General features: G+C 74.8%; 16 protein-coding genes. 14 read left to right on the top strand and 2 right to left on the bottom strand.

The window, feature by feature from the left end:
• Positions 1-580 precede the first annotated feature (580 nt).
• Positions 581-772, top strand: a complete 192-nt coding sequence (locus tag ElP_RS36705) for a ComEA family DNA-binding protein (protein WP_145279804.1) — start codon at positions 581-583, stop codon at positions 770-772.
• A gap of 12 nt (positions 773-784) precedes the next feature.
• Entirely contained in the window at positions 785-1,093 is a 309-nt protein-coding gene (locus tag ElP_RS36700; RefSeq protein ID WP_145279794.1) for a hypothetical protein, read from the top strand.
• 702 nt (positions 1,094-1,795) lie between these two features.
• Here ElP_RS36700 and ElP_RS36695 read toward each other — a convergent pair.
• Together ElP_RS36695 and hisD are read right to left on the bottom strand one after the other, a co-directional pair.
• On the bottom strand, positions 1,796-2,347 hold the full coding sequence (locus ElP_RS36695; protein WP_145279792.1) for a hypothetical protein: 552 nt from the start codon (positions 2,345-2,347) through the stop codon (positions 1,796-1,798).
• A gap of 34 nt (positions 2,348-2,381) precedes the next feature.
• Positions 2,382-3,710, bottom strand: coding sequence for a histidinol dehydrogenase (gene hisD / locus ElP_RS36690; RefSeq protein WP_145279802.1), 1,329 nt, complete (start codon positions 3,708-3,710; stop codon positions 2,382-2,384).
• Positions 3,711-4,202: 492 nt separating this feature from the next.
• Here hisD and ElP_RS36685 point away from each other — a divergent pair, with 492 nt between their 5' ends.
• The 12 genes from ElP_RS36685 to ElP_RS36630 all read left to right on the top strand — a co-directional run bounded on the left by ElP_RS36685 (position 4,203) and on the right by ElP_RS36630 (position 16,443).
• Positions 4,203-5,858, top strand: coding sequence for an IS1182 family transposase (locus ElP_RS36685; protein WP_145269764.1), 1,656 nt, complete (start codon positions 4,203-4,205; stop codon positions 5,856-5,858).
• A gap of 236 nt (positions 5,859-6,094) precedes the next feature.
• A complete protein-coding gene (locus tag ElP_RS36680) occupies positions 6,095-7,594 on the top strand; it encodes an ATPase domain-containing protein (protein WP_145279789.1) in 1,500 nt (499 codons plus the stop codon).
• Complete coding sequence (locus ElP_RS36675) at positions 7,587-8,756, top strand: sensor histidine kinase (RefSeq protein ID WP_145279787.1); 1,170 nt, start codon at positions 7,587-7,589, stop codon at positions 8,754-8,756. Before ElP_RS36680 ends, ElP_RS36675 begins: the two co-directional genes overlap by 8 nt.
• Positions 8,749-9,399 (top strand): response regulator transcription factor, encoded by a 651-nt coding sequence (locus ElP_RS36670; RefSeq protein ID WP_145279785.1) that lies wholly within the window; start codon positions 8,749-8,751, stop codon positions 9,397-9,399. Before ElP_RS36675 ends, ElP_RS36670 begins: the two co-directional genes overlap by 8 nt.
• A 279-nt stretch (positions 9,400-9,678) precedes the next feature.
• A complete protein-coding gene (locus tag ElP_RS36665) occupies positions 9,679-9,984 on the top strand; it encodes an HPr family phosphocarrier protein (RefSeq protein WP_145279783.1) in 306 nt (101 codons plus the stop codon).
• 80 nt (positions 9,985-10,064) lie between these two features.
• Positions 10,065-10,469, top strand: a complete 405-nt coding sequence (locus ElP_RS36660) for a response regulator (protein WP_145279781.1) — start codon at positions 10,065-10,067, stop codon at positions 10,467-10,469.
• Between the two features lie 91 nt (positions 10,470-10,560).
• Complete coding sequence (locus ElP_RS36655) at positions 10,561-10,791, top strand: hypothetical protein (protein WP_145279779.1); 231 nt, start codon at positions 10,561-10,563, stop codon at positions 10,789-10,791.
• 450 nt (positions 10,792-11,241) lie between these two features.
• The gene (locus ElP_RS36650) at positions 11,242-12,486 is read left to right on the top strand and encodes a carboxylate-amine ligase (protein WP_145279777.1); all 1,245 of its coding nucleotides are present in this window, start codon (positions 11,242-11,244) and stop codon (positions 12,484-12,486) included.
• Between the two features lie 99 nt (positions 12,487-12,585).
• A complete protein-coding gene (locus ElP_RS36645) occupies positions 12,586-13,419 on the top strand; it encodes a class II glutamine amidotransferase domain-containing protein (RefSeq protein ID WP_145279775.1) in 834 nt (277 codons plus the stop codon).
• A gap of 338 nt (positions 13,420-13,757) precedes the next feature.
• Positions 13,758-14,267: a ferredoxin reductase domain-containing protein gene (locus ElP_RS36640; RefSeq protein WP_145279773.1), complete on the top strand. Its 510-nt coding sequence runs from the start codon at positions 13,758-13,760 to the stop codon at positions 14,265-14,267.
• 121 nt (positions 14,268-14,388) lie between these two features.
• Complete coding sequence (locus ElP_RS36635) at positions 14,389-15,846, top strand: DUF2254 domain-containing protein (protein ID WP_145279771.1); 1,458 nt, start codon at positions 14,389-14,391, stop codon at positions 15,844-15,846.
• A gap of 114 nt (positions 15,847-15,960) precedes the next feature.
• Entirely contained in the window at positions 15,961-16,443 is a 483-nt protein-coding gene (locus ElP_RS36630; protein ID WP_231749937.1) for a hypothetical protein, read from the top strand.
• Positions 16,444-16,473 lie beyond the last annotated feature (30 nt).

The following is a 16,473-nucleotide window of genomic DNA, read 5'->3' as shown; positions in this document are numbered from 1 at the left end:
CGGCCCGACGCCGACCCCGAGCCGCTTCAGTTCTCCGCGCAGGTGGCCGAACTGCTCGGCGCATGCCGAGTCGAAGTCGACGACCGCGACGGCGATCAGCAGGTCGGCGATCTGGCGCAGCAGCGGGGCGGGGTCGTTGCGGAGCTCGGAAGCGTGCGTCCTGGCGGTCGCGGCGGAGTTGTTGCATGGCGTCGTCGAACTCGGGGTCGTCGGCCATGGAGCCGGCGATGCGGAGGATGGCCGCGTCGCGAGCGGCGCGGTCTGGGAGGACGCGGAGGGTGACCTGGACGGCCTGGCCCTCGGAGAGTCCGGGGTCGCCCTGCAGTTCGATGGTCCGGCCGCGGATAACCCCCTCGATGATCTTGCTCATGCCCGTCTCTCCTCGTCGTGATGCCGGCTCCCGGGCGGGGTGAGGCCCGTGCGCAGCCGACCCTGTCAGGCCGGGTATGCGGAGCGGGTCCATCATACCGTTGACGAGATGGCGGGTGGGGCCGGATCGGTGGCGATGCGGAGGTCGCCGCGGTGGACGAGGAGTGGCTAGGGTAGGGGAGGGGCTGGCCGGGCCGGGCCGGGCCGGGCCATAGGCCGGGGGCGGGGTAGAGGTGGCCTGGCAGAGCTGGAGGCGCTGCCGGGCATCGGCCCGACACTGGCGGCCCGCATCATCGAGCGGCGGCCGTATCGGTCGGTCGAGGAGCTGGTCGAGGTGAAGGGGATCGGGTTGAAGACGCTGGAGCGGCTGCGGCCGCTGGTGAGGGTGGGGACGAGGCCATGAGCGTACTGGACGATGACCTGCACGACCCTGCCGCTGGCCCACGCCGGGCTAATCCAGCTCGGGCGGTGGGGCTGGAGTGCCGAAGAGGCGGGGCTGGCGTCGGCCGACGGGCGTTTGGTGCGGCTGGTGGTGGCCTCGAAGGGGGGCTGGACGATCCGGGCCGAGGGGGAGACGGGGGCGGCGGCCTGGGGTGCGGCGCTCGAGCGGGCCGGGCTCGACGGCGGCCGCAACGGGGCGGGGCAGGGGGGCCTCGCCGGGGATCGGCCCGCACCCGACGTCACCGGTGATGGGCTGGAGGGCGGCGGCATGTGGAAGACGTAGGCGGCCCCCACCTTCTACTCGGGCTCGCGGGCCTTCGCCGACCGGGAGCTGCTCCGGCCCAGGGACCGAGCCTGTGCCGTGGCCGTGGTGGCGGAGGCCGGGTCGAGCTGGCCGACGGCCGGGATCGCCCACCCGGCGGGCTGGTCGGCGGCCGACGAGGATGCGGGGCGGCCGGCGGAGGTGAGTTGGAGGCTGGTGGTGAAGGCCGAGCTGCCGGGCCGGTACCGGCTGCGGCGAGGTCTGTTCGTATTTGTTTATTACTATACATATGGAGATTATCTGCTCAATCTGGGGCACGCCTGCCGTGTCCGCGACTTGGCCTTCGGCTTGTGCCCGCCTGCTCAACGCCCGAGGGCGTCATCGTCTGGGGCACCGCCAGGACCATCAGGGCCACGACGACGCCGACGGTCTGCTCAACGCCCGAGGGCGTCATCGCCTGGGGCACACCGTGCATCGAAGGTGAGGGTAACGGCGCGATACTTCCTGCTCAACGCCCGAGGGCGTCATCGTCTGGGGCACCTTGTGCCGCAAAGGCAGGGCTTCCGGCCTGCTGCTGGGCGGGGCCGAGCCGGGCGAGGGCGGGGACGCCGACGGCCCGATGCCCCACTGACCGCGGTCGCCGGGCTTGGGGGCGATCCCCGGGCCCGGCCCTGCCGCCCGATTTCTTAGACCCGCCGGCCGGCGGGGCCGAGGGCCGGGGCGTCAGGACGGGATGCCGTGCGTCCGCGGCGCCTCGCGCCAGGCCGCCATCGGCCCGCCCGTCACCGGGTCCCGCGCCGGGATCGGCAGGCTGCCGATGAGCTTCAGCGCCGCCCGCGCCTCCGCCTCCCCCACCTCCTCGTCGCGGATCAGGTCCCAGTCCCGCCCCTCGGGGTAGCCGCCCACCATCCACGAGTCGGCCGTGTTCCCCAGCCGCGTGTGCGACGTCCCGACCGGCAGCACCAGCACGTCGCCCGCCTCCAGCTCCACCACCACGCCGCCCGCGCCGCCCAGCCGCAGCGTGATCCGCCCCCGCGCCATCCCCAGCGCCTCGTGGGTCGTCGAGTGGTAGTGCGGGTAATCGTAGACGCCCAGCTCGCGCCAGTTGTTCAGCCAGTCGTGCCGCCGGAACCTCGCCTCCAGCTCGTCGGCCAGGTCCCCGCCCGGCTCGGGACCCACCGCCCCCCGGTACAGCAGCACGGGGAAGCGGCTGTTGGGCACGCGCCCCTCGGGCCCGAAGTGCATCGTCTCCAGCCGTGGTCCGCCGGCGATCATGGCGTCTGCCCCCTCCACAAGGTCCGGTCCGAAGTCAGTCGGGCCCGGTCTCGTCGGCCGCGACCACGCCGCCGTACGGCACGTCACGGCCGCCGTAGCGCCGCACGCGGATGTTGGCCTGCTCGGCGTGCCCGACGAAGCCCTCCAGGGCGCAGAGCCGCGAGCAGTAGCCGCCCACCAACGCCGACGCCGCGTCGCTCTCCACCCGCTGGTAGGTGCAAGTCTTCAGGAACTTGCCCACCCACAGCCCGCCGGTGTACCGCGCCGCCCGCCGCGTCGGCAGCGTGTGGTTGGTGCCGATCACCTTGTCGCCGTAGGCCACGTTGGTCCGCGGGCCGAGGAACAGGGCCCCGTAGTTGCGCAGGTGCTCCAGGAAGTAGCCCGGGTCGCGGGTCATCACCTGCACGTGCTCCGAGGCGATCCGGTCGGCGATGCGCACCAGCTCCGCGTCGCTGTCGGCCACGCAGACGGCCCCGTGCCGCTCCCAGGCCTGCCGGGCCACGGCCGCCGTGGGGAGGATCGTGAGCAGCCGATCCACCTCGGCGATCGTCGCGCGGGCCAGCGGCTCGGAGGTCGTCAGCAGGACGGCCGGCGACTCGGGGCCGTGCTCGGCCTGGCCCAGCAGGTCGGTGGCGCACAGCTCCGCGTCCACGGCCTCGTCGGCGATCACCAGGGTCTCGGTCGGGCCGGCCAGCAGGTCGATGCCCACGCGGCCGAAGAGCTGCCGCTTGGCCTCGGCGACGTACGCGTTGCCGGGTCCGACCAGCAGGTCGACCGGGGCGATGGCCTGCGTCCCCAGGGCCATCGCCGCGACCGCCTGCACGCCGCCGAGGCAGTAGATCTCGTCGGCGCCGGCCAGGTGCTGGGCCGCGACGATCGCCGCCGCCGGCGCCCCCCGGTACGGCGGGGCGCAGGTGACCACCCGCCCGACGCCGGCCACCTTGGCCGTGACGACCGACATGTGGGCCGAGGCCACCATCGGGTACGTGCCGCCCGGCACGTAGCAGCCCGCCGAGCCGACCGGGATGTTCTTGTGGCCGAGGACGATGCCGGGCAGGGTCTCGACCTCCAGGTCGAGCAGCGCCTGGCGCTGGTGTCGGGCGAAGGTGCGGATCTGCTCCTGGGCGAAGGCGATGTCGTCGAGGTCGCGCCGGCCGAGCCGGGCCAGGCAGGCCTCGATCTCCGGGGGCGTGAGCCGGTAGTCGTCGCGGTCCCAGCCGTCGAGCCGGGCGGACAGCTCGCGCACGGCCGCGTCCCCGCGGCGGGCGACGTCGTCGAGGATGCGGGTGACGGTCTGCCGGACCTCGGCATCCGCCTGGGCCGCCTCCGCCGGCTCCGCGCCGCGCTTGAGCCAGGTCTCCACCGTGTGCACCCCTTTCCCCGGCACTCGGAGACGACCGCGCCCGACGTCCCCGTCCCGCGGCCGGCGTGGCGGCCCGGGGTGGCTCTCGCCCGCGCCGTCGAGGTAACCTGCCGGGGTGGGATCATACGAGGCCGCGCGAGCCGGTGCCAGGGCGCACCCCATCGGCGGCCGCCGATGGACGCGGGGCCCGTGACAGGTCGGGGCGTGGCCCCTGGGCCGTCCTCGATGGCCTGAACCGGGGCATTCGGGGGGTTCTCCTTCGCCTTCAGGCGCCGGCGACGCACTGGCTGCGCCTTCCGGAGTATACCGATGGATCGGAGGTCGGCCGCCGCTGCCTGAGCCGCTGCGGGGCTCCGGCGGTCAGGGTCCGGCAGCGGAGTGGGGGCAGCCGGGCCTGCCCCCGCCGTTGATCCTGCTGGCGAATCCGAGATCGACCAGCGGGTGGGGCTTACGCTACGTCCCAGGGGAATCCCACCCGGACGGAGCCCGCACATGTCGCTTCACCCACGGCCGATCGGATCGGTGCCCGAGGAGGCCGCCCGCGTCGCGCACGCCGCCTTCCCCGGTGGCAACACCTACATTGCCCTGCGCGATGAGCTGGGCACGATCTTCCGAGACGACGACTTCGCCGACCCGTACCCGAGCCGCGGCCGCCCCGCTGAGTCCCCCTGGCGGCTGGCCCTCGTGACCGTCTTCCAGTTCGCCGAGGGGCTGTCCGACCGCCGCGCCGCCGACGCGGTGCGCGGGCGGATCGACTGGAAGTACGCCCTCGGCCTGGGGCTCGACGACCCCGGCTTCGACGCCTCGGTCCTCTGCGAGTTCCGGGCGCGGCTCGTCGCCGGCTCGGCCGAGGGGCGGCTGCTCGACGCGCTCCTCGATCTCTGCCGCGGGCGCGGCTGGCTGAAGACCCGCGGCCGCCAGCGCACCGACGCGACGCACGTCCTGGCCCGCGTCCGCAACCTCGACCGGCTCGAGTGCGTCGTCGAGACGATGCGCCACGTCCTGAACAGCCTGGCAGCGGCGGACCCAGAGTGGCTCCGCCGTCAGGCCCGGGCGGAGTGGGTCGAGCGCTACGGCCGGCGAGCCGAGGAGTCCCGGCTCCCGGACTCCGAGGAGGGCCGCCGCGCCCTCGCCCGGGAGGTCGGCAAGGACGGCCACGCCCTGCTGGCGGCGGCCTACGACGCCGGCGCCCCGCCCTCGGTCGCGCGATCGCCGGCGGTCGAGACGCTGCGCCGGGTCTGGGTCCAGCACTTCCTGGTCGAGGCCGGCGGGCTGCGTTGGCGGGCCGAGGGTGACGGCATCCCGCCCTCCGCCGCGTCGATCAACTCGCCTCACGACTCCGAGGCCCGGTACGGCAAGAAGCGGTCGACGATCTGGGTGGGCTACAAGGCCCACCTGACCGAGACGTGCGACGACGAGTCGCCCCACCTGGTCGTCCAGGTGACGACCGCGCCGGCGCCGGCGGCCGACGGCGATGCCCTGGCCGGGATCTACGAGCAGCTGGGCCGGAAGGATTCGCTGCCGGGCAAGCACCTAGCGGACACCGGCTACATCGACGCCGAGCTGCTGGTCAGCAGCCGCCGCGACCACGGCGTGGAGCTGATCGGGCCGACGCGGCCGGACTACGGCTGGCAGGCCCTGGCCGGCGGCGGCTTCACGGCGTCGGACTTCGCCATCGACTGGGAGGGCAGCCGGGCCACCTGCCCGGAGGGGCGCGTCAGCTCGGGGTGGACGCCGGCCGTGGAGCGGGACCACACCGAGGTCGTGCACATCAAGTTCTCGAGGAAGGACTGCAAGCCCTGCCCCGCCCGAGAGCGGTGCACGGGGGCGGCGAGGCGGTCGCTGACGATCCGGGCCCGCGAGCCGTTCGAGGCGCTGAGGGCGGCCCGCGCGCGGGAGGAGACGGAGGAGTACCGGGCCGACTACGCCCACCGCGCGGGGATTGAAGGGACGATCTCGCAAGCGGTCCGGGTCGCCGGGCTGCGGCGATCGCGCTACGCGGGTCGGGCGAAGACGCACCTCCAGCACCTGGCGACGGCGGCCGCGATCGACATCTTGCGCGTCGTCGACTGGCTCGCGGAGGCACCTCGAGAAGCGACCAGGACGTGCGCCTTCGTCCGGCTGATCACCGCGGCCGTCCCGGCCTGACATTTCGCCAGCAGGATCGCTTTTGGGGGCGGATCACGCAGTCAACCGCTGCTCTCCGAACCAGGGCCGGGAGCGTACCCTTAAGGCCCCGACACCTCCCGGGCGGACGACCCGCGTCGGCGCCCGGGACGCTGGCCGATCCGAGGGCTCGATTGGGGCCGCGTTCCGATGCCGGGGCGACCGCGCGTCGTCCCCCGGCACCGGAATCGCAACAGGCGCCCCCCGGAGGACTTCCGATGATGACGCGACTCTCGACCGGCATCCCGGCCCTCGACGACGTGCTCCGCGGCGGCCTGCTGCCCGGCGAGTCGTACCTGGTCCGCGGGTCCTCCGGAACCGGAAAGACCACCCTGGGCATGCAGTTCCTCATGGCCGGCGCCCGCCGCGGCGAGCCGGCCCTCTACGTCTCCCTGACCGAGCCCGAGGCCGTCATCCGCCGCTCCGCCGAGCGGCGCGGCTGGGGCCTTGACGGCATCCACGTCCTGGACCTCCATGCCCGCGCCGGCCCCGAGGAGACGACCCCCGAGGGCACCTACACCATCTTCCACCCCGCCGAGGTCGAGCTGGCCCCCGCCACCCGGCGGATCGCCGAGGCGATCGAGGGCCTAGGCCCGGCCCGCGTCGTCTTCGACAACCTCAGCGAGGTCGGCTTCCTCAGCCGCGACCCGATCCGCTACCGTCGCCAGGTTGCCGCCCTGAAGGACTCCCTCATGGAGCGGGGCCACACCGCCCTGTTCCTGGCCGAGAGCAACCGGCACCAGTTCGACGAGGACATCCTCTCGCTCGTCCAGGGCATCATCCAGGTCGACCGGGACCATAGACGGGACGGGCGCGAGCGCCGCGCCCTGCGGGTGGAGAAGTATCGCGACAGCGACTTCGCCTCCGGCGACCACGCCCTGGACATCGAGCAGCACGGCCTGGTGGTCTACCCTCGTATGCTGGCCACCGAGCACGGCCGGGACTTCCCCCGCGAGGCGCTTGGCAGCGGCGTCGCGGAGCTGGACCGCCAGCTCGGTGGCGGGATCGACCGGGGCACCGTCACGCTGATCGCCGGCAACTCCGGGGCCGGCAAGACCACCGTCGGCCTGGGCTTCCTGGCCGAGGCGGCCCGCCGGGGCGAGCGGGCCGTGGCCTACTCGTTCGAGGAGGGGGCCCCGGAGATCCTCACCCGCTGCGAGGCGCTGGGGCTCGGCGTCCGAGGGCTGATCGAGCGGGGCCTGCTGGAGGTCACCAAGGTCAACCCGCTGGTGCTCTACCCCGACCAGTTCGCCGCCCGGGTCCGCGAGGAGGTGGAGGGCAGGGGGACCCGGCTGGTGATGATCGACAGCCTCAACGGCTACCTCGCCACCATGCCCGACGAGTCGTGCCTGGTCAGCCACGTGAGCCAGCTGGCCAGCTACCTCAACCGGATGGGGGTCGCTACCCTGCTGACGCTGGAGCTGCCGACCCTGAACCAGTCGGACGAGGCGCACCGGCTCGGCCTGAGCCACCTGGTCGACACGATCCTGCTGCTGAAGCTCTTCGAGGCCGAGGGCGGCCTGCGGATCGCCTCGGGGGTCATCAAGCGCCGGCTCGGCGGCCACGACCGGGCCTTCCGCGACCTGGAAATCACGCCCGAGGGGGTGCGCGTGGGCGGGCCGCTGCCGGAATTCCGGGGGATCCTCGGAGGGCAGGCCAACACCGCCGGCCCGGACGCGGGGGCCGGTCCGAGGGACGGGGAGGGGCACCTTGGATGACGGCGCGGCGCCCCCCCTGGTCCTGGTGCACTGCGGCTGGCCGGCCGACGCCGAGCTGGCCTGCCGGGCCCTCGGCGCGCTGGGGTGCGCGTGCCGGGTCGTCGGCGGGGCGGACGAGCTGCAGGCGCTGCTCGGCGGGGGCCCGACCGACCTGATGCTCGCCGACGCCTCCGCCGGCCTCGGGCCGCTGGGGACGCTGCTGGCGGCCCTCGACGCCCATCCCGAGGCCGGCGACCTGCCGCTGGTCCTGCTGGCCGACGCGGCGGACGCCCCGCTGCTGGCCGGCGTGCTCGCCCGGTCCTTGCACGCCACGCTGCTGACCAAGCCGGTCACCCAGGCGCAGTTCGAGGCGGCCGTCCGGGCGGGGCTGCGCTACCGGGCCGGGAGGCGTGAGGTCCGCCGGCTGCTGGCCGAGCTGGAGGGCCGGGTGGCCGAGCGGACCGCCGCCCTGGCCGAGGCCAACGCGGCGCTGTGGGCGGAGATCGCCGCCCGGGCCGCGCTGAGCCGGCAGCTGGCCACGGCCCAGGAGGACGAGCGGCGCCGCATTGCCCGCGACCTGCACGACCAGACCGGCCAGCTGCTCGCCGGCCTCGCCCTGGCGGTCCGGGCGGTGGCCGACGCCGGGCCGCTGCCGGCGCCGGCGGCCGAGCGGCTGGCCGATGTCCGCCGCGTGGCCGACGAGCTGGGCCGGCAGGTGCACGAGCTGGCCGTCCGCCTGCGGCCGACCGCCCTGGACGACCTGGGGCTGGAGGCGGCGCTGGGCCAGCTCGCCGCCGAGTGGTCGGCCCGGGCCGGCGTGCCGGTCGACTTCCAGGCCGCCGGGCTGGAGGCCGGACGGCTGCCGACCGAGGTCGAGACCGTCCTGTACCGGGTCGTCCAGGAGGCGCTGACCAACGTGGCCAAGCACGCCCGGGCCCAGTCGGTCAGCGTGGTCATCAGCCGGCACGGCGGGTCGGCCACCGCGGTGATCGAGGACGATGGGGTCGGTTCCGACCCCATCGTCCTCGATCACCGCGGTGGCCGGCTCGGCCTGGTCGGCATGCGAGAGCGGGTCTCGCTGGTCGGCGGTCAGCTGGACATCGAGACTGAGCTCGGCCGGGGGACCGCCATCATCGCCCGGGTCCCGCTGGCCGAGGGCGAGAGGGGGGACGGCCGTGGCTAAGCTCCGCGTCTTCCTGGCCGACGACCATCCGGTGGTCCGCGGCGGCCTGCGGGCCCTGATCGACGCCCAGCCCGACATGGAGGTCGTCGGCGAGGCGGCCGACGGCGAGGCGGCCGTGCTCGGGGTGCTTGACACCGGGCCCGACGTGGCCGTGCTCGACGTGTCCATGCCGGAGGTCTCCGGGGCCGAGGCCACCGCGCGGATCCGCCGCGATCGCCCCGCCGTGCGGGTGCTGGCCCTCTCGGCCCACGAGGACATCGGCTACGTCCGCCAGGTACTGGCCGCCGGCGCCTCCGGCTACGTGGTCAAGCGGGCCGCCGCCGAGGACCTGGTGCGCGCCATCCGCCGCGTGGCGGCCGGCGAGACGTACCTCGACCCGGCGATCGCCGGGGCGCTGGTCGTCGGCCTGGTCCGGGCCCCGGCGGGGGGCCCGGCCGCCGGGGCGGAGCTGAGCGAGCGCGAGGCCGAGGTGCTCCGGCGGGTCGCCCTGGGGCACCCGCTCAAGCAGGTCGCCGCGGACCTCGACGTCGGCGTGCGTACGGTCGAGACCTACAAGGCGCGGGCGATGGAAAAGCTCGGCCTGCGGACCCGGGCCGACGTGGTCCGCTACGCGGCGATGCGCGGGTGGCTGGCCGGCGGCTGACCGGCGGCGCGTCCGGGAAACCCACGACGCGAATCGGCAGGCATCCGGGGCGACCCCGGCACCCCGGCCCGGCCATGATGGCCGGCGGCCCTCCCGCCCCGCCCCTCGGCGGGACCCTCGCCGTGGACCGGATCGGCCCCGCGCCGACTGCCCGCGGCACCCGGCCAGTCGGCGGTCCGACGGCCGGACGGGAGGGGCCCGGACACCGTCCCGCCCCCCCGTTCCGGGCGGGGCCGATCCGGGCGACGGGCCGATCCACCGAGACTCGGGTGCCCTGCCATGATCCCCACGCAGAACGGTACGACGCCCGGCCCCGGCGGCCCCGTGCACCGGCGCTTCGAGGTCACCGACCCCGCCGGCCTGCACCTGCGGGCGGCCGCTCGGCTGGCGCAGGCCGCCGCCGGCTTCGTCGCCGAGGTCCGCGTCCGCGGCGACGGCCGGGTGGCCGACGCGCGGAGCATCCTCGACCTGATGATGTTGGCCGCCGACTGCGGCAGCCGCCTGGACCTGGAGGCCCGGGGCGCCGACGCCGAGGCCGCGGCGCGGGTGCTGGCCGACCTGGTCGGGGCGACCCGGACCGTCTGAGCGGTTGTGCGTCCCCGGTCGGTCGTCGGTCGGCCCGGGGACGGCCCCCCCCACCCCTCGACCTACAACAGGACCCGGACATGAGGCGACGACGTGTCCTGATCGCCGACGCCGACGGCTCGCTGCTCGACGCCTACGCCGCGGCCCTCCGCCAAGCCGGGTTCGAGGTGGCCATCGCCGCCGACGGGGGCCAGTGCATGGATCGGCTGCGCGACGGCGGGCACGACGCGCTGGTGCTGGACCTCGACCTGCTCTGGGCCGGCGGCGCCGGCGTCCTGGCCCGGTGGCCCGAAGACGCCCCGAGGCCGGCGGTCCCGACGCTGGTCCTCTCGGGCCGCAGCGAGGGCGGCCGCCTCTATCGCCTGCTGCGGCTGGTCGCCTTCCCGACGGGCGAGTACCGCGACAAGCCGGTGGAGCCCGGGGAGCTGGCCGAGCGCGTCGGCCGGCTCCCCGGGCTCCCGAGCCTGGTGGCCGTCTCCCCCTGAGGAGGCGCCGGGCCCGGCCCCGGCGAACCGCCCCATCGACCCGCCGGTCGCCGGGCCCGGCGACGACACCGACGAGCCGGAGACCCCCGCGATGAACGAGGTGCAATCCCACGCGATCTCCCAGGCCCTGCGCGCCATCGGGGCCGACGCCACCCCGGTGCTGGTGGCCAACGACGCCTGGGTCGTCGAGGTGCTCTCCCGCGACCGCCGCACCCTGGCGACCGTCTCCGAAGACGGCATCGAGGTGCGGAACAACCCGCCCGAGGGGCCGCCCGACCCGGAGGTCGTGCCCCCCGCGTGCTCCGTCGCGTTCCGAGGCTGAGCGGGCGTCGACGGCGTCGGGGGGGAGCGACTGGCCACGTCCCGGCCCCAGGACCGGGGACGCGGCGCGATCGACGGGCGGCCGTTCGCCCCGCCGGGCGCCCCCACCGGCGTGAGCACGACGACCTACCCGGTAGCCCTGCCGCGAAGCCCGCATGCCCCGGGCCCTGGCGTCCTGCCGGCGCGCCTCCCCTCCGCCTGCCGATGGCCGGGCATCGCCCGGGTCCCCGGGGCATGCCCGCGGCCGCTGCTGGTCGGGCCGACGCCGGGCCGGTCACCGGCTGGCCCCGGCGGCACGCGGCCGTGACCGCGATTTCCCGGACAGCGGACGCGGCCTCGCCCGGGAAATCGCTGACATGAAAGAATCGGCATTCTTTTCGCTGTGATCCTCCGCCGGTCCTGGGCCGCCGGGGCGGCCCGCCCCAACGAGGCACCGCGAAGACACCCTCCCATGAGCCACCCCGCCTTCCGCGGCAGCGACCGGCCGACGCTCGGCGTCGAGCTGGAGCTGCAACTCGTCGACGCCCGCACCCTGGCCACCCGCGACGCCTGCGACCGGGTCCTCGCCGCCATCCCGGCCGCGTTCGCCGGCGCCATCAAGCCGGAGATGCACGCCTGCTGCGTCGAGGTCGCCACCGGCGTCTGCATCGACACCGCCGACGTCGCCGACGACCTCGGGGCCAAGCTCCGCGCCCTCGCCGCGGCGGCCCACGGGCTCGGGATGCGGGCCGCATGGGGCGGCACCCACCCGTTCACCCACTGGCAACACCAGGGCATCACCCCGACGCCCCGCTACCGGGCCCTGGTCGAGCGCTACCGCGAGCCGCTGCTGCGCCAGGCCACCTTCGGCCTGCACGTCCACGTCGGCGTCCCGGACGGCGACGCGGCGATCCGGGCCTGCGACGGCATCCGCGCGCACCTGCCGACGCTGGCCGCCCTGGCCGCCAATAGCCCCTTCTGGTGCGGCCGGGCCACCGGCATGCGGGCCCACCGCGTCGAGATCATCGCAGCCACGCCGACCGGCGGCCTGCCGCCTCGGCTCGGGGACTGGGACCATTTCGCGGCCCTGGTCGATCGGCTGTCCGCGTCCGGATGCATCGAGTCGCTCAAGGACCTCTGGTGGGACGTGCGGCCCAGCCCCGCCAACGGTACGGTCGAGGTGCGTGTCTGCGACATGCCGCCGGATTTGCCTTCGGTGCTCGCCCTCGCGGCCTTGATCCAGTGCCTGGTGCATGCGCTGGCCCGCGACGCCGGCCGGGACGCGGCCGGCGGCCCGGAGGAGGTCCGGTCGCTGCTGACCCGGCAGAACCGCTGGGCTGCATCGCGCCACGGCCTGGACGCGGATCTGATCGACCCCCGCACCGGGCGGTCCCGGTCGGCCCGGGACGTCGTCCGGCGGCTGGCCCACGACCTCCGCGGCGAGGCCGAGGCGCTGGGCTGCGTCGCGGACCTGGAGCGGGCGTGGGCCATGGCCGACGGCCCGACCGGGGCCGATCGCCAGCTGGTCATCTACGAGCGGACCGGCGACCTGACCGCGGTCGCCCGCGGCATGGTCCCCGACCTCGACGACGGATCGATCGACATGCGGCCATCGGGGCACGACAGGCCCATCCCCGCGCCGGGCGTTGGCCGCCCTGCGTACGCGGTCGTCCCGCCCTTCGCACCGGCCCCGGGTCACTCGGTCGCCGCTGGCTGAGGCGTGCCTCGACCTCATCGGGGCCCGTCGGGCCTCGCGCGTCCCCCTCACATCCGGCCGAGCGCCCGACGGGCCGGCCCGGGAAACGGAGCACGTGCCGTGTGCCGCATCGCCGCCTACTTCGGCCCGCCCATGCGGGTCTCGCACCTGATGAACGACCTGCCACGCTGCCTGCAGATCCAGAGCCGCGACGCCCGCCAGATGGCCGACTCCTCGATCGCCGGCGACGGCTGGGGCGTCGGCTGGTACGCGCCGGGCAACGGGCCCACACCCGGCGTCCTCAAGAGCATCCTACCCCTGTGGGCCGACCTCAACGCCCGCGACGCCCTGCCGGCCATCGTCTCCGGCTCGTTCGTCGGCCACATCCGCTTCGCCAGCCCCAACATCGAGGTCTGCTTCACCAATACGCCGCTCTACGCCCTGGACGACCGCATCTGGACGATCAACGGCGAGCTCTCCCCCTGGCCGGGCCCGCTGTCCAGGGCGATCCGCGACCGGCTCGACGCGGACCACGAGGCCGAGGTGCGGGGCGCGACCGACGGCGAGCTGCTCGGGGCCCTCTGGCGGACCCACTTCCGCCGCGCCGGCGGCCGCGACGCCGGCGCGGCGCTGCGCGCCACGCTGCGGGAGGCGACCGACCTGGCCCGAGACCACGACGGCCATGTGAAGACCAACGTCATCCTGGCCGACGCCGACGGCTTGCTGGCCGTACGCTATGCCGACGACGGGCCCGGCAACTCGCTGTACACCCTGGCCAGCGAGCCCCGCTGGGCCGGGGGCGTGGTGGTCGCCTCCGAGCCGCTGGACGACGGCCCCGGCTGGCACGAGGTCGGTCCCGACACGCTGGTCCGCGGCGACGCCCGGGGGCTCTCCCGCGAGCCGCTGGGCCTGGAGCGTTTCGGTTCCGCGCGGCGAGGACGTCAGAGCGCCTGAGCCATCGACGCCGCCCGGCCACATCGCCTCCCCGAGGGACATCTCATGCCAGCCGCCCCCGCCCCGGGCCGCGAAGCCGTCCCGCTCAACCGCTACCGCGTCTCCGCGCCGGCCATCGCCCGGGGCGCGTCCAACACCCGGCTGACCCCCGCCGGCTCCGATGACATCCGCCACGTCGTCCCGGACCTCACCGGCCTGGGCGATCGCTTCCGCCAGGGCCGGAGCCTTGGCGTCCTCACCCCGGGCGTCGACGACCGCGGCCACGCCAACACGCTCCGCCTCGACTCCATCGCCTCCGTCCGCGCCGGCGAGGACGGTCGGGGGGAGACCGTCGCCCTGTGCGTCAAGAGCGTCGTCGTGCGCGACCCCGAGACCGGTGCCATCCGCCGCGGCGTCGCCTCGAACGACCTCTGCGACGTCCGCCCCGGCGACGAGGTGGCCATCACCGGGCCGGCCGGCCGGAATTTCCTGCTGCCGGGGGGCCCGTCGGCCAACCTGATCCTGGCGGCCACCGGCACCGGCATGCCGGCCGGGTCCTGCTGTTCTTCGGGGCCAGGACCGCCGCCGAGTGCCTCTGCCGCGACGAGCCGGAGTCCTACCGCGACGAGCCGGGCTTCGAGGTCCGCTACGCCTTCAGCCGTGAGCAGCGGGCCCCCGACGGCCGGCGGATGTACGTGCACCACCGCATGGCCGAGCGGGCCGAGGAGCTGTGGCGGCTGCTGGACCTGGAGGATACCTACCTCCACCTCTGCGGCATCAAGGGGATGGAGGACGGCGTCGAGCGGGTGCTCCGGGGGCGGGCCGAGCGGGACTACATCGACTGGCGGGCGTTCCGCCGGGTCCTGTAGGAGACCGGGGGGCTGCGGATCGAGACCTATCGAACCGAGCTGTCCCTCGCCGCATGACCGGTCGGCCGAACAAGGACCGATTCGGTCACTGTGATGGGATGCAGGAGGGCGGGCCTTGGACATGATCCGACCGTTGCACACCTGGGAGCGGCAGCGGACCAGCTACTGGTTCGTGCCGGCGCTCATGCTCGCCGCCGGCATCGGCCTGGCCGCGGGGATGCTCGCGATCGACCGCAACTCCCACCTCGGCCCCGTCCTCATCCCGTGGTTCACCGCCGGCGGGGAGGAGGGCGCCCGCATGCTCCTCTCCTCCGTCGCCGGCGCCGTGATCATTGTGGCCGGCGTCACCTTCTCGATCACGATGCTGACGCTCACCCAGGCCTCCAGCCAGTTCGGGCCCCGGATGCTCCGCAACTTCATGCGCGACGCCGGCAATCAGGCCGTGCTCGGCACCCTCGTGGCGACCTTCGCCTATTCCCTGCTGGTGCGGCGGTCGATCGGCGGGGACCGGCAGGAACAGGTCCCGCACCTGGCCGTCGCCGTCGCCCTGCTGCTGGCCCTGGCCCGCATGGCCGCCCTGATCTTCTACATCCACAACGTCTCCTCGTCGATCCAGGCGCCGCTGGTGGCGGCCGACGTCTGGGACGACCTGGACTCGGCCATCCGCCGCATGTACCCGGAGGGACTCGGCCACGAACGGCCGCCGTCGCGGCCGGGAGGGTCGGCGTCCCGCCTCCCCGAGGCCTTCGACCGCGAGTCGATCGCCGTGACCTCGGCCGGGACCGGCTACCTCCAGCTGGTCGACGTGCATCGACTGATGGAAGTGGCAACCTCCAACGACCTGCGCCTCAAGTTGCTCTGCCGGCCGGGCCACTTCATCACCCGTGGCAATGCCCTTCTGCTGGCCTGGCCGCCGGACGCGGTGACGGTCGAGGTCATCGGGCGGCTCCGCAAGACGTTCGTCCTCGGCCCCCAGCGCACCCCGGAGCAGGACGTGGAGTTCGCCGTGCGGCAGCTGGTCGAGATCGCGGTGCGGGCCCTCTCCCCGGGCACCAACGACCCGTTCACCGCCGCCACCTGCGTCGATTGGCTCGGCGACGCCCTCTGCCGGATCGCCGAGGGGGGCCTCCACTCCCCGCGCCGCCACGACGACGCGGGGATGCTGCGTGTGGTCGCCGACGTAAGCGACTTCGCCGGGGTCGTCGACGCCTTCGACCAGATCCGGCAGTACGGCCGGGACAGCGTGGCGGTGACCGTCCGGCTGCTGGAGGCGATCGCCACGGTCGCCGGGCACCTGAAGGCAGAATCCCAGCGCAACCCGCTGCGCCGCCAGGCGGAGACCATCGCGCACGATGCCAGCGAGGCCCTCGACTCGGAGAAGGACCGGGCCGACGTGGTCGACCGCTACGAGCGGGCGATCGCCGCCCTGGATGCCGGCCCCGACCCAAAGGCCAACGCGCTGGCCCGCCACCGGGCCGGGAAGGAGGACGCGGCACGGGTCAGGCCGGCACGGTCGGTCGGTTCGGCGACCGGCGAACGCCCGGTGAGGCGGTCACAATCACACCGCGGGGCCGGGTAACGCGCCTCGGGACGTGACGGCCGAGGTCCCCCGCCCGCCGCGTACCCGGCCGGATGGGCTGCGTGATGGCCCGAATTACCAACGTATCGAAGGACCAGGAGTCAGGACAAACCCATGACGCTCCAAGCCGCATCGCGGGGGATGGTCGCCGGCCTGGCCGGGGTCGCCGCCATGACCGCCGCCGAGAAGGTCGAGCAGCTCTTCACGCGCCGGCCCAACTCCTACGTCCCCGCCCACACCCTGGAACGGCTGCTCGGGCGGCCGGGCCGCCCGGACGAGCAGCGGCTGGGGCTGAACTGGGCGATGCACTGGGGCCAGGGCATCCTGCTCGGCGCCGTGCGCGGGCTGATGGCCGAGCGCGGCGTCCGCGGCCCGGTCGGATCGCTGCTGTTCATGAACCTGCGCCTGCTCAACGACCAGTCACTGGAGAACGCCACCGGGGTGGGCGCCCCGCCCTGGACCTGGCCGGTCGACGAGCAGGCGATCGACCTCCTGCACAAAGGCGTCTACGCCTTCGTGGCCGGCGCCGTGGCCGATCGGCTCGTCGCCGGCCCGCCCGGGGTGCCGGGGCGTCGCACTCCCTGGATGGCCCGGTGACCCGGGGGCGGAGACGGACGACCCCGTCCG

Source organism: Tautonia plasticadhaerens (genome assembly GCF_007752535.1).
GTDB lineage: Bacteria > Planctomycetota > Planctomycetia > Isosphaerales > Isosphaeraceae > Tautonia > Tautonia plasticadhaerens.
This window is presented reverse-complemented; position numbering and strand designations above follow the sequence as displayed.

What these genes read in the sequence shown, in the direction of transcription:
- ElP_RS36700 (WP_145279794.1), top strand. Translation starts at nt 785, where the DNA reads ATGACCTGCACGACCCTGCCGCTGGCCCACGCCGGGCTAATCCAGCTC.
- ElP_RS36695 (WP_145279792.1), bottom strand. Translation starts at nt 2,347, where the DNA reads ATGATCGCCGGCGGACCACGGCTGGAGACGATGCACTTCGGGCCCGAG.
- ElP_RS36685 (WP_145269764.1), top strand. Translation starts at nt 4,203, where the DNA reads ATGTCGCTTCACCCACGGCCGATCGGATCGGTGCCCGAGGAGGCCGCC.
- ElP_RS36680 (WP_145279789.1), top strand. Translation starts at nt 6,095, where the DNA reads ATGATGACGCGACTCTCGACCGGCATCCCGGCCCTCGACGACGTGCTC.
- ElP_RS36665 (WP_145279783.1), top strand. Translation starts at nt 9,679, where the DNA reads ATGATCCCCACGCAGAACGGTACGACGCCCGGCCCCGGCGGCCCCGTG.
- ElP_RS36660 (WP_145279781.1), top strand. Translation starts at nt 10,065, where the DNA reads ATGAGGCGACGACGTGTCCTGATCGCCGACGCCGACGGCTCGCTGCTC.
- ElP_RS36655 (WP_145279779.1), top strand. Translation starts at nt 10,561, where the DNA reads ATGAACGAGGTGCAATCCCACGCGATCTCCCAGGCCCTGCGCGCCATC.
- ElP_RS36650 (WP_145279777.1), top strand. Translation starts at nt 11,242, where the DNA reads ATGAGCCACCCCGCCTTCCGCGGCAGCGACCGGCCGACGCTCGGCGTC.
- ElP_RS36635 (WP_145279771.1), top strand. Translation starts at nt 14,389, where the DNA reads ATGATCCGACCGTTGCACACCTGGGAGCGGCAGCGGACCAGCTACTGG.
- ElP_RS36630 (WP_231749937.1), top strand. Translation starts at nt 15,961, where the DNA reads ATGACGCTCCAAGCCGCATCGCGGGGGATGGTCGCCGGCCTGGCCGGG.